Below are 25,356 nucleotides of genomic sequence, written 5' to 3'. Positions count from 1 at the left end.
GGGCCCAGTGCCATCGGAAAAATTACGGTCGGATGGACATTTTCGTGAGATTACAGCCGGGGCATCCGGCTCTTGATTTCTGCGTGGTAGGCCTTGCCCATTTTGATGGTATGATCACCCAATTGGATGGTCCCGGCGGCAAAACTAATTCGATCAACCCGGTCGAAGTTCACCAGGGTGCCGCGGCTGGCGCGGACGAAGGTGGGCGCGTGCAGACCCTCCATGATGGCGGACAGGGAACGTTTGACGGCAAAACGTTTTTGTTCCGTTTGCAGGTAGGCGTAATTGCCGTCAGCTTCGATGAATTGGATATCGGCGAGGGGAATTTTGATGTAGTTGGTTCCCTCCCTTAAGAACAGATGATCGGTAGGCACGTTAAAGTAATTCATGGTTTAGTTTATGAGCGAGCTAAGTTCCCAAACTGAGAATGCGAGTAAGCAAGTAGCTGGTCGATTTGCAATTTGTGACGGCCAGTCGCCATTTTGGTCACCTCAATCCTCAGAATTAATGGATTAAAGTTTTGCGGGGTCCACCGTTGGCGCTATCATACTCGGAAAAATTTTACTAATTCAACATTATGATTAACCTCCCACTTTACCAGGTAGACGCCTTCACGGAAACGCTCTTTGGCGGCAATCCCGCCGCCGTCGTGCCCGTGCAGGATTTCCCCCCCGACGAGCTGATGCAGAAAATTGCCACGGAAAACAACCTGTCCGAAACGGCTTTTGTCGCCATCCGCGGTCGGGGAAAATTCAACATTCGTTGGTTTACTCCGGCCAGTGAAGTACGGTTGTGTGGCCACGCCACGCTGGCCTCCGCGCACATCCTCTACCAGGCGGGAGATAAAAAACTGAAAACCATGCGCTTCAAAACCCAGGAGGCGGGCACCATCGTGGTGCGGCCCGAGGGCAACGGGCGCTACAGCATGGACTTTGCCGCCGAAGTCCCGCAGCCCATCCGCAGCCCCAAGGGCCTGCGGGGAATCCTGGGGGGCCTAAAACCGGAGGCCGTTTTTGCCGGTACGGACGACATCCTCGTCGTCCTCAAAAACCAGAAGCAACTCAGCGGACTTTCCCCCAACTTTCCGATGCTCGAAGCCCTCAAGAAGTACCGGGGACTGATCGCTACGGCTCCGGGCAAGAAGCACGATTTTGTCAGCCGGTGCTTTTATCCCGCCTACGGGATTGACGAAGATCCGGTGACGGGATCGGCACACACCCTGCTGACACCCCTGTGGTCCAAGCGCCTGAAGAAGAAAAAGATGGAGGCCCGCCAGATTTCCGCCCGCGGCGGAGAGCTGATCTGCGAAATGAAGGGCAAAAAAGTGCGGCTGACCGGCTCGGCCGTTACTTACCTCACCGGACAAATGCTGCTGGACAGCGAGGGGTAGCGCTAGGCCTGGGCTATTATGTGCATCAATCATTTGGCGATCAAGCCCTTGAAATTTCTAGTAGCGGCAGGAAATTTCCTGCCGCTACCGTTTGCCCTACTGAACTGCAACGATTCCGCAGGAATCGCTGATGAAACCTCACGGAACAGCCCACAATTAGTCCACACTCAAATTGACGATACGCAGTCCCCGGCTGGCGTCCAGTGATTTTTCCTTTTCCCGGATGGCTTCCAGGCTCTGGCGGGAGACGAAATCGCTGTCGTAATCACCGTCCTGAAAAATGGCGACGTACTGCACCTTGTCCCCTTCCCGGAACTCGTCGTAATCGATCAGCTCCACCTTGCTGCCCTTGCGCTCCTTCATCTCCTGAGCGAATTCTTCCGCGGTATTGGCGAAGTAGAGAAAGTTGTACCGGTTGATCGGGGAAAAATGGTAGAGGACCACGAAGGAGGGTTCGCCGTTGGGCACGTCCAGGACGTGGACCCGCTTGATTTTGAAGCGGTCCTTGGCCATGGCGCGGGTCCGCTTGAGGATGGTTTCGCGGCTGTCCAGTAGCCACACCTTATGGATGGTGGGGTTGGCCTCCTTGACCCAGATGCCGTAGAAGTCGTAGTCGCTTTCGTTGTGCACCACGGCCGCCACGTCAATCATGGTGTATTCCGCCTTGGCCATCTTGCGCTTGAGCTTGATGAATTCCGCCCAGCTGCTGGCTCGCCCCAGGGAATCGGGCAGTGGACTTTCGGTATAAATGCCGATGTAGCGGCGCTCTTCGCCACCGTCCCGGTAAGTTTCCAGGTCGGTGAGGCGGTAACCGGCGGCATTTTGCTGCTGGTGTTCGGCGAGAAAGGCCTCCCAGCCGGCCCGCTCCACCTGCCGGACTTTCTTATCCGAGGGTTGGTAAATGGCCGAGAAGGTCTGCGCGGAAAGGGTGAGGCTGAGGGAACAGAAGAGAATTAGGCAAAGCGTGTGGCGCATAGCAAAGTGATCAGTTATTCCCCGCTAAAATGCGAAGGAATGGGGATTTATTGTTTTGTCGGAGGCAACCGACCACCGTGGCCGCGGGGTTTTCCCGGCACCTGCGGCAGCCAAAATGGCCTAATGGTGGTGAAGAAAAGTGAATGGGGGACTTGAGAAGGTTTACTTGAAACGCTTGTTGAGGTACTGGTCGGTGAGGACCAATCTTGCAAGATGAGGATGTCGGGTCTTGATCACCCCAGAATTGAGGAGAAGTCCTTTGAAGGGCAGCATCATTAGGGCGACGGTGCGCAGGTGCAGCGAAGCGGAACCCTCGTGCTCAGCCGGGGTGCCGGGGGGATTGGGCGGGGCAGCCGTGGGGCTGGGCGGGGCAACGTTTCGGTTTGGAGTCGTGGTGGGGAATTTGTCGTACTTCTACATATTTACGACGGCATCCGAATTCTCGGCTAGATTAACCTGCCTATAATTCTTGAGGAACCACTGCCGCCTCAATCCACCAAAATCTCCCGCTTCAGCATATCGTACCGATCCCCCGATCGGAGGAAGTAAAACTGGCGGTTCGCCGCCGGTAACTCCTTGAGGTTACTTCCTTCCCTCGACCAAAAGCTGCGGTCGTACACCAGCACGTAGCTGCGGCCAAGGACCTCGAAGGTATTCCCCTGCACGATGATGGCCGTCTTTTCGTCCAGGCCAATGCCGAGCAGTTCTGGCCGTTCGTCCAGGATGTTAAACAGGTCAAACTGCCGGTTACGGGCGAGGACGTGTTGATCGATGGCGACGTTTTTTACGAAGCCAAAACCTTCTTCGTGGTCGCCCATCATGATCTGATTGTTTTTCGTGTCTCCCCGCGCCAGATAAGAGCCCTGGATCGTAGCCCCCGCCGAGGAGCCGCCGATGGCGCCGCCCCGATTCAGTACCTCCCAGAATAGTTTTTCCGCCCGAGTATCGGCGTAGGCATCCACCAGCCGCCATTGCCGACCGCCGCCGAACCATACCCCACCCGCGTTTTCTAGGGGCGCGGTGAACGCCGCATCATTGGCTTTTTCGCGGTCGTACGTGTGCCACACCCGTACCTGGGTGGCACCCAGACGGCGCAGGGTCTTCGCCACGCCCGCCTCTTGATCGTAGGCGGGTCGTCCTGCGGCGGTGGGGATGACCACCATCGGGGCGTCCATCCCTCCGGAGAGCTCAATAAATTTCAGCAGAATCTCCTCACCGGCTCCACCACCACCGACGATGACCAAGGATCCTTTTTCCGGCCCGGTGGTGGCCGGGGATTGTGCGGCGAGTGCCATGCTTAGGGTTAAGAGGGTGAGGAGGAGGTGGATTTTTTTCATGGCTTTCTGGTTGATTTGCTTGGACTACTGTTTTGGGGAACAAAACAGCGCACAAGCTTGGGTACTGGCACCCTGGCGCTTAGGGGAGCAATCCGGAAGATATCCGCGATTGGCGGCAAAATACGGTAATGCTAGTTAGGTGGCTTCTGATGGTGGATTTGAACCCCATCGAATTCTGCAAATCAACTAGGCTAAGCTCCCTTTTACAAGAGCAAACAGCATTTGGATTTGTGGTCTCGGAGTTGACCGGTGTAGCCAGACGCAAAGCGCATTTAACCATCAGTCCTAAATTGAAAAACGCCCTCGTCAAGATTTCGAACAACGAGCAGAAGGCCATAGCGGACTTACTACTTGCGTTTCAGCTCAAGGCTAGTTTGGCTAAATAGTTGGCATAAAAGTCAAAAAGGTAGATTGTCGCCTTCTTCATTGGACTTCCTTTCCGGAAGCTCTCCGGTAAAATACTCCATCTCATCAAATGGAATTCCAAACCAGTGACCGGGATTTCCAGCGGCTTCTACCGCTTCCATTATCAAATCTCTCGGATCTTCACTTAAATAAGGTAAACAGTAGTCTCGTACCTTGCTAACATCGCCTTCGGAAAGAAAAAGTATGGCCCTAATACATTGGATTATTGTGCCAACATTATGGTGTTCCGTAAATGTTTCCGTCAATATAAGCCGTACTTCGTCCTTATCCTCATCGGTAAAGTCTTGACTAATTTTTGCCGCGATGTCTTCGGGTAATTGCTTATACATTGTTTAATCTTAAAGTCCCCAGGCACGTATGGGTCATAAATGTACCCTCTAGCCACTAAGTAATCAATCTCTTGAGCTACTACTGTTCTTATTCCATCGTGTCCTGGCAATCCAGGTGGAATATCATTCTCTTGATTGCCCATGGATATGCCGGATCAGATATTATCCTGCATTACGTCAACTATACTCGCATAGTCTTTCAAGTGATTTCGGGTGAACCGACGAAGCCAAACGCAAAGCGCATTTAAACACCAGCCAAAAAATGAAAAACGCCCCAGTCCCGAAGGAGTGGAGCGTTTCTCTTGTGGGCTCGGGTGGACCGCTAAGCAGCCCAACCAAACACAACCATTGGTTGTGGTCTCGGGTGGAATCGAAAACCTGACACAATTAACTGATCTACAGCGATATAAATTCAAATTAAGAATTTGATCAGGCTGACTTTAGCGATTAGGCCTTTAATTTTCCTTGCCTGAGGATAGGAAAAATTATTCTTCTTCACTGTCCGTTTTGTCCGGAGTATAGGGCCTCTTTTGATCAATCCCAGTAAATTGATCTCGACCACTATAGATTTGCAAGAGCAGCATCTGAAGAGCAAGTTTGTCCTTAGGATTAGCCAGATCGAGAGCCAGCAGTTCTCGTATGCGCCGGACGTGTGTATTGGTAGGAGTCAAGGGGATTTTTTTTGGTCCATCCTGCTGCACTACAAAACAAACATTTTGTTTTTAAATCGCCAAGAGAGGAAACATATTAATTTTTTCATCTATTCAAACCTGTACTCAATCTGCCAAATCTTTTTTAATCGTAGAGAACAGAGGCTAGAAGGGGTGTTGCGCCCTACTAGAAGACTACTAGGGTGAAAATTTATGAAACTAGAGGCATAATTATCCCAAAATTGAACATAATTCTAATCAAGGCATAATGTTGAGATTGTTCCTTAAGATTTCCTCTTCTTTGCTCTCACAAAGTGACAAAAAGCACTTTTGTCGATATAACTTAGTTAGCAGAAGCTCAAAGATACAAGGGCCCTTTACATCTCTGAACATGGTGGAAAAGGGTTCTACCAACATGTAGAATCCAATATTTAAATCGGTCATCCCGCAGGGGAGGCCGTTGGCTGTAAAGTCTCTGGGTTCTTAATCCAAAGGTCCCGTTGAGGGAAAGGAATTTGAATATCGTATTGGCGGAAAGCCTCATCGATTTCGTAACGAAGGTCGCTCTTAGTGTCTTCTACGACTTCGTAATAGTTGGTGAAGAAATACAGTCGGAAATCGAGAGAAGAAGCACCGAAATCATTGAAGCGAGTAAATGGAGCTGGGTGCTTGAGGATTCTACCGTGAGCGGCGGCGACACCCAGAAGAATTTCGCGGACTTGCTTAGTCGGTGAGCCATAAGCGACACCTACTTCCACGAAGAATCGAGCCTTATTATCATGGTGGCTCCAATTAATAGCGTTCTCTCCAACAATTTTACTATTAGGGACGATAATAGTGATGTTATCGCGCGTTTTAATTAAGCTGGTACGGGTGCTAATTTTCTGCACCCTGCCAACCAAGCCGTTTACCTCCACCATATCCCCTACCTCAACGGAGCGTTCGAACAGCAGGATGATCCCGCTGATGAGGTCATTAAAGGTTTGTTGCAATCCAATCCCGATACCAACAAGGAGGGCCGCGGCACCAGTCCAGAGGCCGACGAGATCGAACCCTGCATTCTCCAGGATGAGGAGAAACGAAAAGAGGTAGATGAAGTAGGAAAAAAGACGATTTATGGCAAAGCGAACACCCAAAGCAATCTCCTTCCGGCGGTAATACCGTGGTAGAATTTGCTTGGTGACCAGCCAAACACCAGCTCGTACTATGGATAATACGAGCAGACCAAAAAGCAGACCAGAAAATTGTAGGTTGAAAGCCGGAGCTTCGCTGGTCACCCCTTGGTTCCAAAGGCTAAAATCAACCCCTAATAATTTCGTCAGGATAAGGGCGGTTAGAAGATAGATAACTGGACGGACCACTCTTGATATCTCTTTAGGAGCGGGACCAGAGTCATCATCGGAATTCTTCATAGATAATTTCAGGTAGCTCTCGATGATCCAATCTAATAGGATTGCCGCACCGACGATACCACATATTTCGAGAAGAAGTAGGAGCGTTAGGGTTCGGGTGGTTCCTCCCCAGCTATAATTCACCAGCGTAGGATTCAGGTCGAGAGAGGCCAGGACAGCAATTGCGACTACAAGTATTATCCAGATTACTCCTACCCTACCGATTTTTCCTACATCTTCTCGAGTAGTTTCTGAGCGGCGGAGCTTACCTAAAAAACGCCGGTAAAGAAAAATGGCTACGAATAGGGCCGGGATTAACGTTAGCAGGCCTTTGAGATTTAAGGTAAAGTTGTTCAGGTTGAGCAAGTTCTCCTCTAGCATAACGATAAGGGTTGATTAGTTCTCTAAAGAGTTGAATATGGGAAACGGTCACATGCTAGTGACTCTTCAACCTTTTTGCGTCCTTTACGAATATTTAATTGATGACATGCTAGCGAAGAAAAAACTTCACCTTACTCTCTCTGGCGGTGGAGCCCGCGGCGCGGCCCACATTGGGGTTATCCGTGCTCTACAAGAAGAGGGAATCGAGATCGCTCAGGTAGCGGGTGTCAGTGCGGGCTCGATCGTAGGCATGCTGGTCGCAGCCGGATTAAGGGCAGATGAGATGATGCTCTTTATCCGGGAGTTCTCCCTGTACAATATGCTGCACTTAGGACTCCCCTCCTTAGGCGTTACGGATCTGCTAAAGCTGAAGGAACATTTGGCGACGGTGGCCCCTAATAATGACTTTTTGGGGCTAAAAATTCCCTTTTTTGTGGGGGTGACTAACTTAAATACGGGGCAAGGCGAAATCCATAGTAGTGGACCACTGCACGACCTGGTCGCGGCCAGTTGTGCGATTCCGTTTGTTTTTAAACCGGAGCCGATCGGAGAGTACCTCTACGCCGATGGGGGGATAACTAATAACATGGTGGTTGCACCACTACTTGATCCCCAGGCCGTAGTGCTAGGGGTTAATGTGATTCCCCAGATGACGATTCCTACGGACAAGATCGATTCTATGTACGCGGTACTAAAGCGAACGTTCAACCTATCTATCATGGCCAACACCAAGTACTCCATAGAACAGTGCAGGCACGTCATCTATCCCATCCAGACGGATGAATTTGGAATTTTTGATACCGATCATTTAGATACGTTGCATGATTTGGGGTACGCGGAGGCGAAGCGGCAGATGGGAGAGATCAAAGCCTCCTTGGGGCTTACTTAATCGATTATTCCCAAGTTCATTCTCCTTTAAACGTCGTTACCTCCAACGTACTCGCTGCAATGACGATTTTTCCATTAGAGGCACGAGCGGCTTTAAGCACTTGACTATAAATCTGATCCTTAGTGATTCGTCTTCTTTTGAAATCGACTACGAAACGCAGAGTGAAGGTAATCCAGTTTTCATCAAAGACTAAAGTGACCAACGGGGCGACTTGGGCGTTTTCAATCATGAACCGCTCAGTCATCACCGCCCAGTACTTCTTTGCCTCCTTGGCAAAATCTCCCTGTACTTCGTTAAGAATATCGAGAAAAGCTTGGCGGGTGAGTTCGTGATCGCACTCAAGACGAATTGGGATCGTGACTTCATCCCAGAGGAAGGGGAACTCTCCGGAATAGTTGTGGATAGGGTCTTTAAAAACGGAGCTATTAGCAACGTGGACGATACGACCGTTGTAGAGGTCGCCGTTGACCCAATCGCCCATCTGCATCATAGTGGTGCGCAGGACACCAATATCTACCACATCGCCACGGATGCCGGCGATCATAACCCGATCCCCCACCTTGAACATGCTGGAGAAGTTAATGATGACGAAGCCAGCAATACTGGCAATAACTTCCTGGAGAGCGAAAGCGATGCCGGCGCCAGCCACTCCGAGAAAAACGGTAAGGCCAGACAGTTGGCTGCTGTAAACGATTAGCGCCAGAAGTAAGATCAGAACAAAGCTGATGTAGTTGACAAACTTACGGGAACGGTAGCGGCTATTGGTGTCCGCTACGTAGCGGGGGACCATCCTCCGGATAAAGGCAGTGAGGGTCAGGATGACTAGAATACCAAAAAGGACAACCGCTAGGTTACGAAATGTGGTGGATTCAAAGAAGACGGTGATTTGATCGGTTTCCATTTGTGATGATGTGTTGCCGTAAGAATGGTAAATATAGATGATCAGGGCGCAGCCGCAGGTGCAAAGAGGAGGACGAGGAGCGAGGTACTTTGCGACTATAACCCTCCCTCGCACCTGCGCCCGCGCCAAAAATGCTGACTTTTTTTGTGACGTAATTATATTTCGCACTCTTTAGGCTAACCGACAACTTTCACCATGTCCCTCAAATCTGGCATCCGCCAAATTCGCTTACTGCTCATGCTGCTACTGCTGGGGTTGATCGTGACGATCATCTTTCAGAACACGGAGACCACCTCCGTCGACATTCTCTGGTGGCACGGGGAATTTCCACGGGCTGTACTGCTGCTCGGCGTAGCATTGGCCTCCGCCCTGCTGACCTTCCTAGTCACCCTATGGAATAGCCGCGCGTAAGCCATCACTCACCCCAATAATATCATAACACAAACCAACCATGTTTAAATCATCCCTCTTTACCACCCTTTTTCTTCTGCTCACCGCCGGCCTCTCGGCCCAGCAGTACGATGGTCTTTCCATTGCCAAGCGTTACATGAGCCAAGGCACTAATAATTCATACCTGATCGAACTGGCCGACGTCAGCCGTGACGTAGCCGTCGAACAGTGGGAGGAGTTCATCAAGCCCTACCGGGGTAAAACGAAGTACAACCGCAAGGCGGAAGAATTCGTCACTACTGGAGCCACTGTCCCCGGCATGGGTGCCACCAAGCTCTACGCCAAAATCGTAGAAGAGAAAACGGACCCCAACGTGAAGGCCACAGTCATCCTGTGGTTCGAGACCGCCGATCGGGGCTTCGCCGGTGAGGTGACCGAAAGCACCCTCATGGATACCGGGGCCGCCATTGCCCAACGCTACGCCAGCGTTACCTCTAAAGCCCACGCGAACAACGCTCTGGATACGGAGCAGCGCCACCTCGCCGACCTGGAGAAAGAACTCAAGGACCTGCGCCGCGACCGGGAGAAGTTCCAGAAGACCCAGCGGGACGCCGAGGCCACCATCGAGGAGATGCGCAAGCAATTGGGCGTGAACGCCGCTGACATCGAGACGCGGGAGGCCGAAATCGTGGAGCAGCGTAAAGCCGTCAAACGAGCCGAAGAAAACGTCCGTAAGGTGGGCGGTAAATAGTAATGTTCATGGGATTTACGGAGCGCCGGCGATTGACTTCAGTTGCCGGCGTTTCCCTTTAAATTAACCGCTATGAAAAACATCCTCTTCCTCAACGGCTACACCGAATACGCCCGGGACTACTACCGCTTTTCCCTGCGCTTCGCACGACGGTTGGGGAGTACCCTGCATCTAGCCCACATCTACGATTTCCGGAACAATCTGGACGAGCGCGGATACGATGCCTTCGTCCGACCTGGAGAATTTAACGCTTGGCTGCTGGACGTTCAGCGGGAGGAAAGCATGGAGCTCGACCAGTTCGTAGCGGAAAATACGGGGAAGCAAAACATGCCGCTGATAGGAGAGACCTACGCCTACGAGGGGGACGTAGTTAATGAAGTTCCCAAGCTGTTGGAACACGGTGATTTCGATCTAGTGGTGATCGGGTTGGTAGCGCATTCGCTGTTGCGGGACTTACTGACCAGGAACTTGACGCAATATCTTGTCGATACGGCACAATGTCCTTTGTTGCTGCTTCCGCCACGAGCCACCCAGAATCTAATCAGGAAAATTTGTTTCGCTACGGACCTGACGCCCGGCACCCTGTCGGCCATTAATTACGGTTTCGACCTTTCGCTGCGGCTCTCAGCGGAGTATCAGTTGCTGACGGTGGTCAAGGAGAAGGATGCGGTACCGGCTACCCAGGACCGAATCGACACTCTTCAACAGAAAATCCACGGTGGCTACACCTCCCGGCTCCCCTACCGGGTGGTAGTGGGCAACCCCGAAAAGGAAATCAGACACTTCACCAGGACGGAAGGGACGGACTTACTGATGCTGACGACTCGGCAGCGCAAGCGGTGGATCGATCAGTTTACCCAAACAATCACCAAGGCGATAGTTCGGGAAGCGGCGATACCTTTGCTGGTCCTCAAAGAAGATTATCTAGATGTATATAAGGTGTAGTTTTTGGGTTTTGTTATTTCTAGGTGGGGTCTTCCCTAGCCTACTGGCCGCTCAAGAGGCGGAAGACGCTGGTGACTACGTGGAAGCGGTGGCAGCACGTAATAACGTCCGGCTGGGAACGAACTGGCGGGATTATCAGATACGCTTTTTCACTAATTCTGAAAAAACGCTTGATTTTCGAAATGCTGGGGCCAACGCCACCCTGGGCGCACGCTACGGGATCGCCAACCTTACGCTTAGTCTGCCCCTGGCCAGAATCGGTAGCCTGACGGACACGGAGGCAAAGCAGCTCGCGTTGAACCTGGACTTTTACCAAAAATGGGGCTACTTTGGAATAGTTGCCCAGCGCATCAGCGGGTTTGAAGAAGCGGATGAGGTTACCGGGGAGACAACTTACCGGCCCGACGTGCGGATGACCGTAGTCGGGGCTTACGGCTTTCGGGTGCTCAACGATCGCTTTTCGCTGCGGGCGGCGTTCAAGAACTCAGAGCGACAAATCCGGAGCCAGGGTTCGACGGTGTTGGCGTTGACAGTGGAAAACCAAGCATTGCGAACGGACGGGCTCAACTTACAACTGCGGGACGGGACCGATATTAGCGTGAATAACTTCGATCAGCAAAAAGTAGGCATGGGTCTTGGTTACGGCCATACCTGGTCGAGCCCTGGCGGTTGGTATTTGACCCCCTTGGCGGTAGCCGGACTTGAATTCAGGTACAATCAGTATACCGGCGGAGATGCTGGAACGGATGAACGGCGTTTTAGGGTCAGTCCGCGCGTACGTGGGCGGCTGGCCATGGGTTATAATGGAATTCGGCTGTTCGCTTCCCTGCGCGGTTCTTTCCTACCGGGTTACGAAGTCGGGGACCGGTTGAACGCGCGGATCAGAAATACGCGGATGGCGCTGGTCGTAGGGTGGCGGATTGTGCATAATCGAAAAAAAGAAACGGAATGAAGTTTTATCGAAAAGGGTTCTTGACTCTTGCCCTACTATGTTGGGCGGGAATGGGGGGCATTCGGGCGCAACTGATCTTCCCGGAGAGTTTCATCGTGCTTATGGACTCAAGTCGGCAGTTTCGGGGAACTTTTTCGCCGGAAATCAAGATTCAGACGCAGAAAGACTTGCTGGTGGAGGTCAGCAGCTTAGCCGATGTGGCCTTGCGTATCAAAGAGAACAGTCTGGTACTGGCGCATAAGTTGGAGTTCACGTCGGTGGGTGGTAATGTGGCGCTGAGCGGCGGGTACTTTTTCTCCAAATTTAAAAGCCGAAAGGGACACCGGTGGATGCCGGAATCTTACGCACAGTTGCAGTGGGCCAACGCGCGGGGTTTGGAATTGGGATACGGAGTGGGGGCCAATTTACGGTACGCCCTACGGCTGCAACAACGCTCGGGGTTGTATGTAGGCGCTGGTGTGTTCTATGAATACGAGAAGTGGACCTACCGGGGCGTTCGTGATGAGTTACTGCCCGTAGACCGTACACCAATTTTGACCCGAGCGGTCAAATTCAATTTGTACGGGAGTTGGAAGCAGTGGTTTGGAGACCAATACTTCTTGGACCTTAGCGTCTACCACCAGGCTCGGTTCGACGAACTCCTGAGCGGTGCTCGGCTGGGCTCCAGTACGGCTTTTTCCTGGCAGATCAGTCAGTATCTGCGGCTGGGGGCTCGTTACCAGAATATTTATGATCCTGACCCAGTCGTGCCGATCCGGAATTGGTTTCATCGGTTTGTTACGGCTTTTACGGTGACGTTGTAGAACGCTTAAAGCTTCTCCCCACACCGCATACAATACCACGCCACCTGCTTATTATCCACCTCCCCACATCGGGAACACTCTTTTCCTTCTTCAGCGGCGATTTCAGCGTCTACCGCATCGGAGACCTTCGTCATTTCCGCCGTAACGATCCCGGTGGGAACGGCCAGGACGGCGTAGCCGGCGATCATGATGAGGCTAGCCATGAACTGCCCTAGCGGGGTAGCGGGAGAGAGGTCCCCGTAGCCTACGGTCGTCAGGGTAACAATGGCCCAGTAAATACCACGAGGGATACTATCAAAGCCCGAGTGTTCTCCGTTTTCAATAATGTACATGATGCTACCGAAAATGCAGACCATGAGGAGAATGAAGAACATGAAGACGGATATTTTTGTCCTGCTGGCTTTGAGGGCTTCGATAATTAGTTTTCCCTGGGAAAGGTATTTGGTCAGTTTAAAAATGCGGAAGACACGAAGTAGACGCAGGGCCCGGATAATGCTGAGCGAGTGGCTACCCACCAAAAAAAGCCCCAAGTAGGTAGGAATGATGGAGACTAAGTCGATGACACCATAAAAGCTTCGGACATAGCGCCAGGGGAAATTAGCCGTATAAATGCGAAGTATATACTCCAAAGTGAAAGCAATGGTCAGCATCCATTCTAATACGATGAGTACCTGTCGATACTCCTTCTCGATGGTAGGAATCGTCTCAATAATCACGATGAGCATGCTCAGAATGATGAACCCAAGCAAAATGAGATCGAAAAAGCGCCCGATAGGAGTGCTGGTTTCAAACAGTACTTCGTGGACCTTTTTGCGGAATTCCTTTCTGGTAATTGGTGCTTCCATAGAACGAGGCTGTTTATAATTGGACTACACCCTACCCCGCTGCGAAAGCAATACGGCAATGGGACGAGTAGTAGGAAACTGAGCAAAGAGGGTGATCATGATGACGGTGATGGGAACACAGAGCAGCATGCCGACAATCCCCCAAAGTAATCCCCAAAGAATGAGTGTAAGTACAACCACGAAGGGGCTGATATTGAGGGCATTTCCGTATAGCCTTGGCTCCAATAAGCCACCAATAACCAATTGAATGGCACCTACACCAACGAGTACGATAAAGAAGGGAGTCAGATATTCGAACTGAACCAAGGCGATCAAACTTGGAAACAAGGTCGCAGCAATCGAGCCAATGGTTGGAATAAAGTTGAAGACAAAAATGAGGAAAGCCCAGAAGAGCGCGAAATCTACCCCTGCGAGTTGGATGACCACATAACTTAACAAGCCCGTCGCCAGGGAAGCGGCAAACTTCACCCCAATGTAAGTACGGATGGCTCGGTTGATCTTATCTAAAACCTCGGCCAATTTCATCTTTCGTTCCTTATTCAGGCGGAGTGCTGCTATTTTTCGAGAAAAGGTATGCTGCTCAACGAGCAAGAATAAGGTGTACAGTAACACCAGGAGGAACTGCCGAGCAATCGCACTGAAAGATGACAACAAGGAGCCGAGATAGCTACTGATGTCCAACTCGGAAGTAATACTCTGTAGGTTAACTGGCTGGCGGTAGCCAATTCCGCCAAGAATACGGGTAAGCTGTTGTTCCAGATTTACGCGGTAATCTGGAGCGGTGGCCACCATTGCGTTGATTTGTTGCCCAATCAGACTTCCGGCGGATACGGTAATCATTAATACCGTAATAGCCGCAATAGCTAGTGTTAACCCCGAAGGAGCTTTTGTGCCTACGCTCGGGATCATTCTAATTAATTGGTTTACAGCATTGATCAAGTACCAGAGCACAAAAGCCAAAATGACCGGCACCAGGAAGCCCTTGCCGTAAATTATCAGGCAAAGTATCATACAGAAAAGCAAGCAGGCATAAGTTGCCTTTTGGAGTGGTAGCATAAATAGGTTGGTTGATAAATACTACAGCTCGGCGTGATCGAAGCGAGAAACCAGAAGGGCAACCAGGATCGTCAGGTAAAGTGGCCCGGCGGTGCTAAGAATCATGCAGATTGACCTTGCTGGTGGGGAGGCAGGGGTAATATCTCCGTATCCTAACGTACTCAGAGTAATGAATGAGAAGTAGAAGAATTTGCTGGGGTTGGTGATATTCTCAATGTGTAAATTATTAATAGACCCGGGGGAGGCGTTTTCAATCAGCATGAGTAAGTATCCCCCAATAATGCCAATGAGTAAGTAGACCAGCACGGCGGCATAGAGTACACCGATATTTACCTCTTCGGTCGCTATGATCATCTTCAGTAGTGTATAGGCCACGAAAGCATAGAACACCAAATAGATGATAAAACTGAGATAGAAATCAAGGGTCGCCTCAGATTTAAAGACACCAAATTGATTGACAATGATCACGACGAGGGCCAGTAAGATTCCGCCATGCAATTGCCGCTTCGTCTCATGCACCGCGTAGATGCAGAGAAGAATAGTCAGCGAATTAAAGAAGAAGGAGAGTAAGCCCTGATAGCGAGAACCTTCGAAGAAGCTCGGCAAAATAATCATGGCCACGAGTGCAATGAGTAACGAGCGATACCGCCGCTCCAGCAGCCGATTGATAATGGTGAATGGCTTAGAAATAATGTGCTGCATGACGGGACTTCTCTTCTGCTTTTGGCGTAAGGATTAGTTAGGGAACTAATACCTCGGGTTCAGTTTCTCTCACTCGGGGAGCCTGATAGGCAGTATAGCCAACGGGATTAGATTTGGATTCCTTGACAGCCCTTCCAGTTCGCTGCTTATCCCAGATCATTGCCAAGGTCATCAGGAGGCTGGTGCCGAGAATGACAAAAAGAAGAATACCAGCATCAAAGCCTGCTACTAACGCCGTTTCGGGAATGTCATTGAACAGGAGGACGGTGATCAGGCCCCGGGGAGCGACGAAGAGTTGCGGTAAAATGTCCTTACCCACGAAGAGTCGGAGCAAAACGAAACGAATCACGTAAATGGAGAGTAGTATCAGACCACTCACCAGGGCTACATCGAGGCTAAAGATGGAAGCTACGGCGATGGTCAGGCCAAAGACTACGAAGAAGAAGGTGCGGATTACAAAGGCCGTCTCCATGGTGATGACGTGTAACCCCTCGTAGATGTGCTTCGCTTTACGCAAGTTGAGCCAGCGCTTGAAGGGGCCGCGGAAGAAGAGTTTCACATTGGCGATCACCAAACCGAAGACCAGGATGATGATCAGCGAGGAGAGGTGAAACTTCTTGCCGACTGCGTAGAGGAGTAGCAGAACGGCGATTAGTAAAAAAAGCTTGGTATGGCTTTTGATTCCCTGGAAGACGACCATGATTAGGTAAGCGGCCAGGAGAGAGAGAACGACGGTCAGGCCCGTCAACCCGAAAAAGCTACCAATGCCCGTACCGCCGGCGTGATCACTTTGTCCACCGTGGTCAAGCTGACCGGCAAGGAAGAAAAAGAGCATGATGCCCAGGATATCAGAGAAGGTACTTTCGTAGATGTGGAACTCCTTCTTATCTGGTCGCAATTCCGTCACGCTGGGGATGATGATGGCGCTGGAAAGAATGGACAAGGGAGTTGCGTACAACCAAGCCGAGAGGGTAGTCATCCCATCAATCAGATATTTAAGGATCTCAGCGGCTACCCAGGTAGACAACAATAAGCCGACCAGGGCAATAAAAAAGGATTTGGCGATGGGCAGGTACTTTTCCGGTTTCAACTCCAGTTCGAGCGCCGCTTCGAGGACGATCATGATCAAGCCGACAGTACCCAGCGTTTTGAGCGTATCGCCAAGGTCGAACTCGGTCATGAAGGGAAAGGCATACTGAAGACCGATCCCCAAAAAAATAAGCATGAGTACAGAGGGGATGTTGGTTTTCTTAGAAACTTCCCCAAAAAAGAAAGAGCAGATAATGATAACACTACAGCCGATGATGAGCGTATACGGTTCCATGATGATGGTGGATATATTTTAGTGATTAACTTTTTTCGCGAACCCCCACTCCGCGAGCAGGGAAATAAAACCCGGGGCGTAGTCCTCGTCCAGGAGGAGTACTTTAAGACGTACCTCAGCAGAACCACCCTGTGCGTATTGGACTTCGGGCAAGTGTGCCCAGTCCAGATAAGGACAAGCCAGTAGATGACCAGCAAGAGATTGCGGAATGACTTCTTCCTCCGGCGTTAGGGTCAGTTCCAAAAAGTTGCTGGTGTGGGTTCCGCTCAAGCGGGTAAAGCCCTTTTGATACAATTGGCGATAAGGAATATGCCGCGTCCCCTTGGTAAATTGAAGGATTACACCCAAAGGCCCCTCCCGCTGAATGATAGCCTCTTGCCCTCCGAAGACAATCTGCTGACCAGCCTGAATTTCGGTTCGTAGTCCAAGAAACCGGCCACTAAAAAAGTCATGAAGTTGATTCCATAGGAGCAGCAAAAGGAGGCCGACCAGCAGCCCATGCGGCAGTAGGTTCACCCCTAGGAAAAGGACCACAACAATGGCTGATGCTACGGCTTCGTAGATTACCCGGACACGGTGAAGAACCCGAATTGCACGGGGATTACGAACCTGGCCTTTACCCGCCAAGCCCACAATTAAAGGCAGGCTACGAAGCCCCAGGTAAATAAGGAATAAAATGAGGGTGGCTTCCAGCAAGAAGGTCCAGCTAATGGTAGGGAATAATTGTTCCACGGCTTAAATAATTTCGTTGGTGGTCGTGACTTTGGGAGGAAGGAAAGACTGATGACGGAGCTCTCGCTCCAACTCTCCGGTGAGGGCGGGGTTAACGCTCAACGCACCGTTGGGAAGACGAGTGAGTAGACCAAGCTGCAGGTAGCGTTGGGTCAGGGGTTGAAAGACCTCACGAAAAAGGGGGCCAAACTGTTTCCTAAGCTGGTACTCCGAAGTAATGCGCTCCACGAGAATTGCACGTAGCAGGATGCCAGCGTTCTTGCTCAAGGGAGTGGTCAGCGACAAGCGGGCACCTTTAGTCAGACGGATACTTTCCCCATCGTAGACGCATACGGCGTAGGCCCATCGCCGAAGGGCATCACCGATATGACCTTGGCTTCCCCGGATCGTTTGGCGGATTTTTTGACGCAGATGTTCGGTTGCAAGTTCCTTACCCGTTTCGTCAACCAGTTGCGTTTGGGTCGCCCCGTGACGGATGAGAATGGCATCAACTACTTCCTCGCTGGAAAGTCGGCTTAGCGGGAAAATGGCCTGGAAATACCGATTTATCTCTAGGTGCAATTGTAATTGTTGGTGCAGGCTACTGTCGGTGGTGACTACCCAAAAAAGCTGGTTCCCGTATGCATCGAGGTGCCGCAAGAGGCTGTCCACGTCCATGGACAGCGGAGAATCCTGATCTTGCCAGCCAGCCAGATCATCAATGAGCACCATTTTCCGCTCGCGGCGGCCGTTTTCCACTACAAACTGTAAGGCAGCTTCCAGGTCTTCGGTCGGCTCGAGGGTCCGGCCGGCCAGGCTTAGGCGGGCGTTGGGGCGCAAGTGAACAAAATCATTCTCAAAGTACCGATGGCCGATCATTTCGGCGAAAAATGATTTGCCCGAATGGCGTCTCCCCGAAATGAGGACTGCTCCCCGGAAGCCTTTTCGCCAGTGATGAATGATATTCCCCACGCGTTGTAGCTCGGCCGACCGGCCGACCCAGAAAGATTCGCCCAGGAATCCTGTATTAATGAACATGCCAGTATAATGAGCGGCGGCAGTCTGAGGCTTCCGTTCGTCGAGCAAGCGGACAATACGCTCGGACTCGCTGAGGGCCTCGGTGCGGAGGCTATCCCGGCCTCTACTGACTAATTGTTTTGCTTTTGTTCGCACATACTGGCTCAGTTCCGCTATCCCAGATTGTTGGTACTTTCGGTACTGGTGCAGGGTTTGCTGAAGATTGAGTTGTAGGAAGTCCGGATTAAGAACGTTGCCAATTGATAGTGCCCGCTTAAGGACAGTACCCGTTTCTTGTTCCAGCGACTTGATTTTTTCCGCAGACCGTTCTAGGTTGTTGCGCAACTGTTCCAGACTGTGGTTAATGTCCCTGGCCAGCAGATCTTGACCTTCCTGGCGCGCAGACTCCCGCCTGTTTTCTCCCGTGCGCAGCGCAATGAGCAATCGGTTAGTGATTTGCTCCCGACGGTTGTAGAATTCTTGTACATCAGACATCAGCTCCGACTGAATCCAGGCTGCAGTATCTCGGGTAAGATTAAACGAACGACGCTGCAATAGTCCCGCTTCCGTACCAATGATCAAAGCCTCCCCCTTTGGCAAAGCATCCGTAAATTCTTGCAATTGATCAATGAACAAAGCTGAAGTCTCAGGTTGTGGAGCCCAATCCGTAAACTTGCGCAATGCTTTAAGCCTCTCAGCAGAGCTTCCTTCCTTAGCTGGTGCACCATTTGTGGAAAATCCACCACCGAGTGCTGTAGCTAATTCGACCAAGTAGGACAGGTAACTGCTAAAAGCCTTGGAAAAGTGGGCGTGAATGCGCTGAAAAACTACTTCAGTCGCCTCTAGCCGCAAAACTTGATTATTAAGCACCTCCTCCTGTTCGAGTAACAGTGTAAACTGCTCTCGCAACACGGGCCAGGGGCTATGCTCTAAGCGCCACTTCTGAATACGACGCTCCAACAGCTCAGGAGCATACGTCAGATTATCAGGCAGCGCTACTAAATCTGTAACGGCCCCGCGCACAACCTCCTCAGTGTCAGCAAAGAAAGCGGTGAGGTCACCCTGAACAATACGGTTATCTCGCTTGAGCAAGTCCGCACGGTGTTGCTCAAAACAAGTGTTCCGCAATAAAATAACTACGTCCTTTGCTCGTTCGAGCCAGACATAAATTACAAAAAAGGCCACCGGCCTTGTGGGCATTTCTTCCGCTATTACTTCCTGAGCAGCGTCACCAAGGGTGAGAAGCTGTCCGGTCAACCAAAAGGTAAACTCGGAAAGATCGTGGTAACGTAAAGCGGGGTCTGCTTGCTGCCAGAGAGTCTCGTTGCGGGAAGTCAGCTCCTGCTGTAGGTCAGCAAACTGATCAGTAAAGGAAATAGTTGGTGGTGCTTCCATGGAAGAGTGGGCAAAAGAAAAAAGGGCGGTCCGGAGCAAGCCCCGGACCGCAGCGTGAGATTACGAGCTTGTCTAGTTGAGCAGTCGGTAGAGCGCATCCAGCTTGGGCGTCAGGATAATTTCCGTACGGCGGTTGCGGGCTTTGCCCTCGCGAGTTTCATTGTTATCTACGGGGAAGTACTCCCCGCGGCCGGAGGCGATGATACGCGTAGGGTCTACCCCATTCTTGGTGAGTTCCTTGAGCACGGAAACGGCCCGATCTACGGATAGGTCCCAGTTGGTATTTTCGTTGCCATCGGAGTCGGTGTGGCCCTCAACGGTGATCGCGATGTCGGAATTAGCAACCAGGGCACCGGCGAGTTGGGCGAGGGCGTCTTTACCCTTGGCGTTGATGGTTTTACTACCGGAAGGAAAGAGCAGGTCCTGGCTCATGCTGACGTAGATCTTCCCGTCCTGTTCGCGGACGGTGAGGTCGGAGGCGGAGAAGCCGCGGAGGGTCCGGTCGATGGTGGTGCGGATGGCCTCGATACGGGCTTCTTTCTCCTGGATAGCGCGTTCCAGCTCAGCGATGCGCTGGCTGCGGGCGGTCAGGTCCTGTTCCAGGCCGCCGAGTTGGTTGGTTTGGCGGGCCAGTTCGGTTTTGGCCAGGCTGAGTTCGTTGCGGACGGTTTCGATATCCGTTTTGACGCGAGCGACTTCGTTGCGGGCGTTGGCCAGCTCGGTTTGCAGACGTTGTTCCCGCTGCTGGCTTTCGGTCAGCTGGCTGCTTTGGGAAGCGTTGAGATCCCGGACCGTGTTTTCGGCGGCGGTGAGTTGCTTACGCAGATCGGCCAGCTCGCGTTGCTGGCGGTTTTCGACGCTACGGAGGTCTTCGTACTTGCGCTTGCTGACGCAGGAGGTCAGCAGCAGGGCAAAAAATAGTACGGGGATAATGCGAAAAGACATGATTAGATTGGTTTGAATTATAAGGGGGTGATTATGCTTTGCGGGGCAGCCAAGGGGGCGCGGCCGCGGGTGCAAAGGGGAGGATCAAGGAGCGGGGTTCCTCGCTCTTCGTCCCCTGCCTTGCACCTGCGGCCGCGCCAAATAATGCTACTTCCCGAGGCCGAGCGCCAGGTTGATCCGGGCGCTCAAACCGACGAAGGGGCGGATGGCCAACTGGTTAGCTTCCACACCGTCCATCACGTTCAGGGTTCGGCCGTCCAGGGTGGTGGCGCCGGCGTTGAGGTGGACGAACTGGAAGAGCTTGTAGTCCAGGCCAACGTAGAGGGGCTTATCGATGAGGAATCCTTTGACTTCCTGGCCGTCTCCCCCCTCGAACTCGTCCAGGAATACCCCGGCGACCAGGCTGGCGTTACGGAAGAACTTGGTACCCAGCACCCGGTTCCCGAGGGGCAAACCGATGCCGGCGTAGGGCGCGGAGCCGTAGGTACCATCGCCCAAGCTGCCGCTGAGGAAGGCACCGCCGTAGCCGAGGTTAAGGGCCAGGCTGCCGGGCTTGCGCTCGGTGGTGTAATCGTCAATCAGGCGGGCATCCTGGAGGCCGAGCAGATCGACGGAAAGGATACGATCGACTTCGGCGGCGAGGATCTCCTGCATTTCGGCCAGTTGGGTGATGCGGTTGATCTTGCGGACATCGTCCTTGGTGGCGGTGGTATCCCGCTTATCGTAGCCGACGGTCATCTTCGCCTTTTCCATCCGCTCGAACTTAAGCAGCACGAGGTCGGACAGTTCGCGGTTCCAGCCACCGGTGCGGGCCTGGTAGGGCGTAAGCAACTCGGCGAGGAGCTCGTTCATCTCGCGGGTAAGTTTTTTGGCACCGCCGGCGAAGTCGATGGAGGCACCGTCTTTCTGCTTGGCCTCGAGGTAAGCGTTGAGGGTGTTTACCATCCGCTGCCGTAGTTCGTTCTGCTTACCCTTGCCGACGGTTCCGAAGAAATCGATCTGGAAATCGTAGGTGTAGTCGGAGCGCAGCTTGTAGTTGACGGGCAAAGAGAGTTCGTCGCCGGCGTTGACGCGGTGCCAGGTGGCGGTGTGGAGGACGTCGCCCCGCTTGGCGGAGTGGATGGTGACGGTGACGACCTCGGCAGCGGCGGGCATCTTGCCGGTGAAGACCAGGTCGGTCTCGGCGGGAAGTGGCTGACCCTGGTTGAACCAGTTATGGCTAAGGTCGTAGTTAACGGTAGCGTACTGGGCGGAAAGCGGGTAGAGTACGCCCAGAAGGGCCACGAGGGCCAGTGCGAAATTTTTCATTTTATGGTTGGTTGATTCCCGTCGGAAACGGGCTACATTTTTATGATTTTCCGATCACCTTATTCCTCGATGACGCGGACGGATTCGTTGATGATGGTTTGGCTCGGGATGATGAGCTTTTCGGACTCGCTGACCTGGAGAGTAACGGCCAGGCTGGTCATGGCCACTACCTTACCCCGCTGACCGTTGACCTCGATGGTCTGGCCGATTTGGAGGTTACGCCGGTTGAAGAAGCCGGCCAGGATGTTAGCCAGCACGTCGCGAGAGGCGAAGCCGTAAGAGATGGCGGCGGCCAGCATGACGGAACCGACGATAACGAGCATGTTAGCGGTGATGATCGTGGTGTCTACGCCGGCCTGATCCAGGGCGGTAAGCGTGACGATGAACAACAGCAGATAGTACACTACCGCGCTGATGACGCGCCCGGCGCTGATGCCCAGGCTGCGGGCCGCGCCGCTGACCAGGTCTCGGATGAAGGTGACGATGTAGTAGCCAATGACGAAGAAAATGATGGCAGCCAGGAGTTGCGGCAGGTAAGAGAGCAACTTGGAGATCTCGGTGGAGACGGCCGTCCAACCAACGGTATCGGCGGCGGTGATGATGACCACCAGCAGGATGATCCAGTAGATGAACTTGCCGATGAGTTCGGCCGGGGAGAGGGACACGTTGGCCCGCTGCAGCAGCTTGCTGGCCCCTACCTTATCGGACAGGGTGTTGAAGCGAATGGCTCGAAGCACCCGCTCGATTCCCCGGGAGAGCAGGCGGGCGATGAGCCAGCCGAGCAGGAAGACGACCAGACCCGCCACGACGCGCGGCAGCGCGGTCATGAAGGTGCGGGCCAGCGACTGGAGGGAGTCGAAGAAGAGCTCGGAGTAGGAAGTAATTTCATTCATATTATAAGTGCGTGGGTGTTCGAGAATGCTCGATAAAGAGTCGGTTTGGGAAAAGCGTCACATTCTTTTTTGAGAAAGTGCGACACCCGTAGGTGCCGCACCAGAAATAAACACCTAAAACCCTTATAATAAAACATATGGAGCACTGAGATAAACGTGCTACTCTTCGTCTCCTACGGCTACGGTATCCGGGTAAGCCACGCACTCGTAAGCGTCCGCGGGGCGGTAATCTTCGAGCCAGTAGTCGGAGCCCAGGATATCTAATTGGAAAGAGCCGTCGCCGTTGGAGGTAGACTTAACGGACCACACCACGGTAGCGGCGGCGGGAAACTGTTCGCTTTTGAGTTCGTCTTCGTAGAGACGGTGGATGAGGGTACGATCTTCCATACCGGCGGCCAGCAGGCGGGCCGTGAAGGCGGGCGTAGGTGTAGCCAGTAGGCTAGGATCGACATCACTTTTCGGATTGACGTGAATGGTCAGCTTGCGGGCATCCGGCTTAGGGAAGCCCCCGTTAAAAGCGCGATAAAGCAGGCTGCCAACCCGGAAAAAGTTTCGGTGATGGGTGGGGTCGGGATATTCTTCCCACAACTTTTCGTCCTCCATTTGGTGGGCGGCGTTTTGGGCCTGGCCTTCAGAGAGCGCATCTTCAGGGAAGACATACTCAATGAGCAGCTGGGCGGCTTCGTCCTTTTCAAGCTCGGAAAGAGAGAGCAGGGCCATACCCTGGAATTCGTTGCCATCAAGGTCATCCGCATCACCATAGTCAGTCATCCGGAGGATCTCGTTATAATCGCTGGTGGTCCAATCGCCGGCGATTTCGGCTAAGGGCTTGGACTGTTGGAGAGTTACTTTGAATTTAGGTTGCATGGTTCTAAGCTTGTGCCGAGTATTTTACGGCGGCTAGCATAAGGAGTCCAGCAGGGAAAAGGGTCACAAAAAATTTAGAGAAAGTTTTCCCGCTACACGGCTTCGTCGTCACCTTCTAAATCCGGGCTTTCGATGAGGTCGATGAACCCGACGGTGGTTTCGCCAAACTTACCGGTAAAGAGGTCGGTGACTTCACCGACAACGTCTATGAGGTCGAGCGTTCGAAAGACCTCTTCACGAAGTTCGGCGGGCATTTCGTGGCGCTCCTCATGGTCCTCGGCTAGTTGCTGGAAGCGAGCCTCCAGGAGCAGTTGCATGGTAGTTTTTTTACTCATGGTTCAAGTCGTTGAACAGTTCAGCGAGGTGGTTACGAACGCGCTTGAGGCGCATTTTGACGGCACTTTCCCCTAGTTGCAGAATACCCGCGATTTGCTTGATGCTCATGCCATCCTGATAACGCATCAGCAGGATGACTTCCTCTTCGGGCTTCAGCATTTTGATCAGGCGCTTGAGCTGGTTTAGCTTGAGATCGCGGACGATCTTTTCAGTAAGCTCATGTTCACCTTCGTCGGCGGGATCCAGTTTTTCATCGATGGGGACGAAGCGCAGCCTCTCCGTTTTCCTAAGGTGGCTGATACAATGGTTATAGGTAATGGCGTAAATCCAGAAAGAAAGTTCCGCTTTCCCCTGATACTTATGCAAATTAGTGGCCACCTTGATGAAAACATCGTGGGCCATATCCTGAGCTAAGTCGGTGTTCTTAATCATGCTCAAGCATTTGTAGTAAATCTTGCTGGCGTAGCGGTTGTACAATTCTTTAAGCAGCCGCCGATTGCCGTCCCGGATGCCGGCGACGAGATCGGCGTCAGAGAGCGTCGTAGGCGGTGGTTTATTTTGTTTAAACGGGTTTGAAATCATACGTCGTGAAATAAAGAGCTGGTTTTTGTTTTTGGTCACTCAGCAGGTAAAGTTAAAAAGTTAGCGGAAGGCTTAACCCAAGAATGACGGACCGGTCCTGGTCTCTGAAAATGTGACGCAACCGAAAATCGGGGTCTATATGGTCCACCGTGGCACAAAACATGCGGCGGTTCAACCATTAAACTTAACAAGCAATGACTGATAACCAACCAAAGAATGCCGGCTTCCTCCGCCGCAACTGGTTTACTCTTACCCTCTTCTTCCTGATGCTGGCAGCCATCAACTACTTTGCTTTTAGCAAACAGTGGGCACTCAATGCTCAAGCCGAAGACCATCAGGAAGCGATGGAACTTATGCGGACGCAAGTGCAAGCGCAGTTCGACTCCGTAGCCCTAGTTGATCTGCAGGTAGTGACGCGCAGCCTGGTTTGGGCCGTCCGCAGTGAGTTGGTACGAGAAAACTACGAGCAGGTAGGCCAGTACTTCAACCAGTTCATGAAGTCTCCCCGAGTGGAGGCCGTTACGCTGATTCGACTTGACGGTACGATCTGGCTGGCCAGCGACAAGAAATTGGAGGGGCAGAACTTCATGGGACCGGTGCCAATTCCGATTGGTGGTGGGGAGCGGATGACAGTGGACGCCAGTGATCCGGGAGTGGTGCAGATTAGCGCTCCGGTGATGTCGTTGGATAGTAAGTTGGGCACTTTGGTGGTGCGGTATCTCAAGGTGCAAGTGTAATAGACAGATAACTGCCAGCGCTATACTCGCTTCAATTCAGATAACGAGTAAAGTAACAATAAGCCCTTTTGTGAAGAATTTCACAAAAGGGCTTATTTTACTGCCAAATACCTTATTTTTGCGTGAAA

Annotated in this window: 26 protein-coding genes; 8 read left to right on the top strand and 18 right to left on the bottom strand. The window is 52.2% G+C overall.

Annotation, left to right across the window (positions count from 1 at the left end; all coding sequences use genetic code 11):
- Positions 1-50: 50 nt before the first annotated feature.
- Complete coding sequence (locus E1J53_RS09765; RefSeq protein WP_134272740.1) at positions 51-389, bottom strand: LytTR family DNA-binding domain-containing protein; 339 nt, start codon at positions 387-389, stop codon at positions 51-53.
- 188 nt (positions 390-577) lie between these two features.
- On the opposite strand from E1J53_RS09765, the gene E1J53_RS09760 reads away from it, so the two are divergent.
- The gene (locus E1J53_RS09760; protein ID WP_154640172.1) at positions 578-1,390 is read left to right on the top strand and encodes a PhzF family phenazine biosynthesis protein; all 813 of its coding nucleotides are present in this window, start codon (positions 578-580) and stop codon (positions 1,388-1,390) included.
- Positions 1,391-1,546: 156 nt separating this feature from the next.
- Here E1J53_RS09760 and E1J53_RS09755 read toward each other — a convergent pair whose 3' ends face one another.
- The 4 genes from E1J53_RS09755 to E1J53_RS09740 all read right to left on the bottom strand — a co-directional run bounded on the left by E1J53_RS09755 (position 1,547) and on the right by E1J53_RS09740 (position 6,879).
- Entirely contained in the window at positions 1,547-2,365 is an 819-nt protein-coding gene (locus E1J53_RS09755) for a hypothetical protein (RefSeq protein WP_134272739.1), read from the bottom strand.
- A 488-nt stretch (positions 2,366-2,853) separates the two neighbouring features.
- Positions 2,854-3,702 (bottom strand): cyanophycinase, encoded by an 849-nt coding sequence (locus tag E1J53_RS09750; protein WP_134272738.1) that lies wholly within the window; start codon positions 3,700-3,702, stop codon positions 2,854-2,856.
- Positions 3,703-4,100: 398 nt separating this feature from the next.
- Positions 4,101-4,457: a hypothetical protein gene (locus E1J53_RS23955; RefSeq protein WP_173021423.1), complete on the bottom strand. Its 357-nt coding sequence runs from the start codon at positions 4,455-4,457 to the stop codon at positions 4,101-4,103.
- A gap of 1,090 nt (positions 4,458-5,547) precedes the next feature.
- Complete coding sequence (locus tag E1J53_RS09740) at positions 5,548-6,879, bottom strand: mechanosensitive ion channel family protein (protein ID WP_134272737.1); 1,332 nt, start codon at positions 6,877-6,879, stop codon at positions 5,548-5,550.
- 37 nt (positions 6,880-6,916) lie between these two features.
- On the opposite strand from E1J53_RS09740, the gene E1J53_RS09735 reads away from it, so the two are divergent.
- A complete protein-coding gene (locus E1J53_RS09735) occupies positions 6,917-7,768 on the top strand; it encodes a patatin-like phospholipase family protein (protein WP_134272736.1) in 852 nt (283 codons plus the stop codon).
- Positions 7,769-7,784: 16 nt separating this feature from the next.
- Here the strand turns inward: E1J53_RS09735 and E1J53_RS09730 are convergent, their stop codons facing one another.
- Positions 7,785-8,669 carry a mechanosensitive ion channel family protein gene (locus E1J53_RS09730; protein ID WP_134272735.1) on the bottom strand — a complete coding sequence of 295 codons (885 nt, stop codon included), beginning with the start codon at positions 8,667-8,669 and terminating at the stop codon, positions 7,785-7,787.
- Positions 8,670-8,864: 195 nt separating this feature from the next.
- Here E1J53_RS09730 and E1J53_RS09725 point away from each other — a divergent pair, with 195 nt between their 5' ends.
- From E1J53_RS09725 to E1J53_RS09705, 5 genes are all read left to right on the top strand, one after another.
- Entirely contained in the window at positions 8,865-9,080 is a 216-nt protein-coding gene (locus E1J53_RS09725) for a lipopolysaccharide assembly protein LapA domain-containing protein (RefSeq protein ID WP_134272734.1), read from the top strand.
- 40 nt (positions 9,081-9,120) lie between these two features.
- Complete coding sequence (locus tag E1J53_RS09720; protein WP_134272733.1) at positions 9,121-9,810, top strand: hypothetical protein; 690 nt, start codon at positions 9,121-9,123, stop codon at positions 9,808-9,810.
- A gap of 72 nt (positions 9,811-9,882) precedes the next feature.
- A complete protein-coding gene (locus tag E1J53_RS09715) occupies positions 9,883-10,755 on the top strand; it encodes a universal stress protein (RefSeq protein ID WP_134272732.1) in 873 nt (290 codons plus the stop codon).
- A 10-nt stretch (positions 10,756-10,765) separates the two neighbouring features.
- Complete coding sequence (locus tag E1J53_RS09710; protein WP_173021422.1) at positions 10,766-11,707, top strand: DUF4421 family protein; 942 nt, start codon at positions 10,766-10,768, stop codon at positions 11,705-11,707.
- Complete coding sequence (locus E1J53_RS09705) at positions 11,704-12,510, top strand: hypothetical protein (RefSeq protein WP_134272730.1); 807 nt, start codon at positions 11,704-11,706, stop codon at positions 12,508-12,510. Before E1J53_RS09710 ends, E1J53_RS09705 begins: the two co-directional genes overlap by 4 nt.
- 5 nt (positions 12,511-12,515) lie before the next feature.
- On the opposite strand, the gene E1J53_RS09700 is transcribed toward E1J53_RS09705, so the two are convergent.
- The 12 genes from E1J53_RS09700 to E1J53_RS09645 all read right to left on the bottom strand — a co-directional run bounded on the left by E1J53_RS09700 (position 12,516) and on the right by E1J53_RS09645 (position 24,530).
- Positions 12,516-13,355, bottom strand: coding sequence for an ion transporter (locus E1J53_RS09700; protein WP_134272729.1), 840 nt, complete (start codon positions 13,353-13,355; stop codon positions 12,516-12,518).
- A 24-nt stretch (positions 13,356-13,379) separates the two neighbouring features.
- Positions 13,380-14,411 (bottom strand): AI-2E family transporter, encoded by a 1,032-nt coding sequence (locus E1J53_RS09695; RefSeq protein ID WP_134272728.1) that lies wholly within the window; start codon positions 14,409-14,411, stop codon positions 13,380-13,382.
- Between the two features lie 21 nt (positions 14,412-14,432).
- Complete coding sequence (locus E1J53_RS09690; RefSeq protein ID WP_134272727.1) at positions 14,433-15,113, bottom strand: potassium channel family protein; 681 nt, start codon at positions 15,111-15,113, stop codon at positions 14,433-14,435.
- A gap of 37 nt (positions 15,114-15,150) precedes the next feature.
- Positions 15,151-16,437 (bottom strand): cation:proton antiporter, encoded by a 1,287-nt coding sequence (locus tag E1J53_RS09685; protein WP_134272726.1) that lies wholly within the window; start codon positions 16,435-16,437, stop codon positions 15,151-15,153.
- A gap of 18 nt (positions 16,438-16,455) precedes the next feature.
- Positions 16,456-17,169: a hypothetical protein gene (locus E1J53_RS09680; RefSeq protein WP_134272725.1), complete on the bottom strand. Its 714-nt coding sequence runs from the start codon at positions 17,167-17,169 to the stop codon at positions 16,456-16,458.
- Between the two features lie 3 nt (positions 17,170-17,172).
- On the bottom strand, positions 17,173-19,560 hold the full coding sequence (locus E1J53_RS09675; RefSeq protein WP_134272724.1) for a hypothetical protein: 2,388 nt from the start codon (positions 19,558-19,560) through the stop codon (positions 17,173-17,175).
- A 72-nt stretch (positions 19,561-19,632) separates the two neighbouring features.
- A complete protein-coding gene (locus E1J53_RS09670; RefSeq protein WP_134272723.1) occupies positions 19,633-20,505 on the bottom strand; it encodes an OmpA family protein in 873 nt (290 codons plus the stop codon).
- Between the two features lie 147 nt (positions 20,506-20,652).
- On the bottom strand, positions 20,653-21,813 hold the full coding sequence (locus E1J53_RS09665; protein ID WP_134272722.1) for a hypothetical protein: 1,161 nt from the start codon (positions 21,811-21,813) through the stop codon (positions 20,653-20,655).
- A 59-nt stretch (positions 21,814-21,872) separates the two neighbouring features.
- The gene (locus E1J53_RS09660; RefSeq protein ID WP_134272721.1) at positions 21,873-22,706 is read right to left on the bottom strand and encodes a mechanosensitive ion channel domain-containing protein; all 834 of its coding nucleotides are present in this window, start codon (positions 22,704-22,706) and stop codon (positions 21,873-21,875) included.
- A 159-nt stretch (positions 22,707-22,865) separates the two neighbouring features.
- Positions 22,866-23,573: a hypothetical protein gene (locus tag E1J53_RS09655; protein WP_134272720.1), complete on the bottom strand. Its 708-nt coding sequence runs from the start codon at positions 23,571-23,573 to the stop codon at positions 22,866-22,868.
- Between the two features lie 92 nt (positions 23,574-23,665).
- The gene (locus E1J53_RS09650) at positions 23,666-23,908 is read right to left on the bottom strand and encodes a hypothetical protein (protein WP_134272719.1); all 243 of its coding nucleotides are present in this window, start codon (positions 23,906-23,908) and stop codon (positions 23,666-23,668) included.
- Positions 23,901-24,530 (bottom strand): RNA polymerase sigma factor, encoded by a 630-nt coding sequence (locus E1J53_RS09645; RefSeq protein ID WP_134272718.1) that lies wholly within the window; start codon positions 24,528-24,530, stop codon positions 23,901-23,903. Before E1J53_RS09645 ends, E1J53_RS09650 begins: the two co-directional genes overlap by 8 nt.
- 155 nt (positions 24,531-24,685) lie before the next feature.
- On the opposite strand from E1J53_RS09645, the gene E1J53_RS09640 reads away from it, so the two are divergent.
- The gene (locus tag E1J53_RS09640) at positions 24,686-25,228 is read left to right on the top strand and encodes a hypothetical protein (protein ID WP_134272717.1); all 543 of its coding nucleotides are present in this window, start codon (positions 24,686-24,688) and stop codon (positions 25,226-25,228) included.
- The last annotated feature ends 128 nt before the right edge of the window (positions 25,229-25,356 follow it).

Origin of the sequence: Lewinella sp. W8 (genome assembly GCF_004375085.3) — a bacterium.
Classification (GTDB): Bacteria; Bacteroidota; Bacteroidia; order Chitinophagales; family Saprospiraceae; genus Neolewinella.
The sequence above is the reverse complement of the archived record's forward strand: the minus strand, read 5'-3'. Positions and strand labels throughout refer to the sequence as shown.

Bases quoted from the DNA above. Each gene is read 5' to 3' on its own strand.
- E1J53_RS09755 (WP_134272739.1), bottom strand. From the start codon at position 2,365: ATGCGCCACACGCTTTGCCTAATTCTCTTCTGTTCCCTCAGCCTCACC.
- E1J53_RS09655 (WP_134272720.1), bottom strand. From the start codon at position 23,573: ATGCAACCTAAATTCAAAGTAACTCTCCAACAGTCCAAGCCCTTAGCC.
- E1J53_RS09700 (WP_134272729.1), bottom strand. From the start codon at position 13,355: ATGGAAGCACCAATTACCAGAAAGGAATTCCGCAAAAAGGTCCACGAA.
- E1J53_RS09665 (WP_134272722.1), bottom strand. From the start codon at position 21,813: ATGAAAAATTTCGCACTGGCCCTCGTGGCCCTTCTGGGCGTACTCTAC.
- E1J53_RS09715 (WP_134272732.1), top strand. From the start codon at position 9,883: ATGAAAAACATCCTCTTCCTCAACGGCTACACCGAATACGCCCGGGAC.
- E1J53_RS23955 (WP_173021423.1), bottom strand. From the start codon at position 4,457: ATGTATAAGCAATTACCCGAAGACATCGCGGCAAAAATTAGTCAAGAC.
- E1J53_RS09660 (WP_134272721.1), bottom strand. From the start codon at position 22,706: ATGAATGAAATTACTTCCTACTCCGAGCTCTTCTTCGACTCCCTCCAG.
- E1J53_RS09750 (WP_134272738.1), bottom strand. From the start codon at position 3,702: ATGAAAAAAATCCACCTCCTCCTCACCCTCTTAACCCTAAGCATGGCA.
- E1J53_RS09685 (WP_134272726.1), bottom strand. From the start codon at position 16,437: ATGGAACCGTATACGCTCATCATCGGCTGTAGTGTTATCATTATCTGC.
- E1J53_RS09735 (WP_134272736.1), top strand. From the start codon at position 6,917: ATGGGAAACGGTCACATGCTAGTGACTCTTCAACCTTTTTGCGTCCTT.
- E1J53_RS09670 (WP_134272723.1), bottom strand. From the start codon at position 20,505: ATGTCTTTTCGCATTATCCCCGTACTATTTTTTGCCCTGCTGCTGACC.
- E1J53_RS09690 (WP_134272727.1), bottom strand. From the start codon at position 15,113: ATGCAGCACATTATTTCTAAGCCATTCACCATTATCAATCGGCTGCTG.
- E1J53_RS09730 (WP_134272735.1), bottom strand. From the start codon at position 8,669: ATGGAAACCGATCAAATCACCGTCTTCTTTGAATCCACCACATTTCGT.
- E1J53_RS09765 (WP_134272740.1), bottom strand. From the start codon at position 389: ATGAATTACTTTAACGTGCCTACCGATCATCTGTTCTTAAGGGAGGGA.
- E1J53_RS09705 (WP_134272730.1), top strand. From the start codon at position 11,704: ATGAAGTTTTATCGAAAAGGGTTCTTGACTCTTGCCCTACTATGTTGG.
- E1J53_RS09650 (WP_134272719.1), bottom strand. From the start codon at position 23,908: ATGAGTAAAAAAACTACCATGCAACTGCTCCTGGAGGCTCGCTTCCAG.
- E1J53_RS09675 (WP_134272724.1), bottom strand. From the start codon at position 19,560: ATGGAAGCACCACCAACTATTTCCTTTACTGATCAGTTTGCTGACCTA.
- E1J53_RS09740 (WP_134272737.1), bottom strand. From the start codon at position 6,879: ATGCTAGAGGAGAACTTGCTCAACCTGAACAACTTTACCTTAAATCTC.
- E1J53_RS09720 (WP_134272733.1), top strand. From the start codon at position 9,121: ATGTTTAAATCATCCCTCTTTACCACCCTTTTTCTTCTGCTCACCGCC.
- E1J53_RS09760 (WP_154640172.1), top strand. From the start codon at position 578: ATGATTAACCTCCCACTTTACCAGGTAGACGCCTTCACGGAAACGCTC.
- E1J53_RS09640 (WP_134272717.1), top strand. From the start codon at position 24,686: ATGACTGATAACCAACCAAAGAATGCCGGCTTCCTCCGCCGCAACTGG.
- E1J53_RS09725 (WP_134272734.1), top strand. From the start codon at position 8,865: ATGTCCCTCAAATCTGGCATCCGCCAAATTCGCTTACTGCTCATGCTG.
- E1J53_RS09695 (WP_134272728.1), bottom strand. From the start codon at position 14,411: ATGCTACCACTCCAAAAGGCAACTTATGCCTGCTTGCTTTTCTGTATG.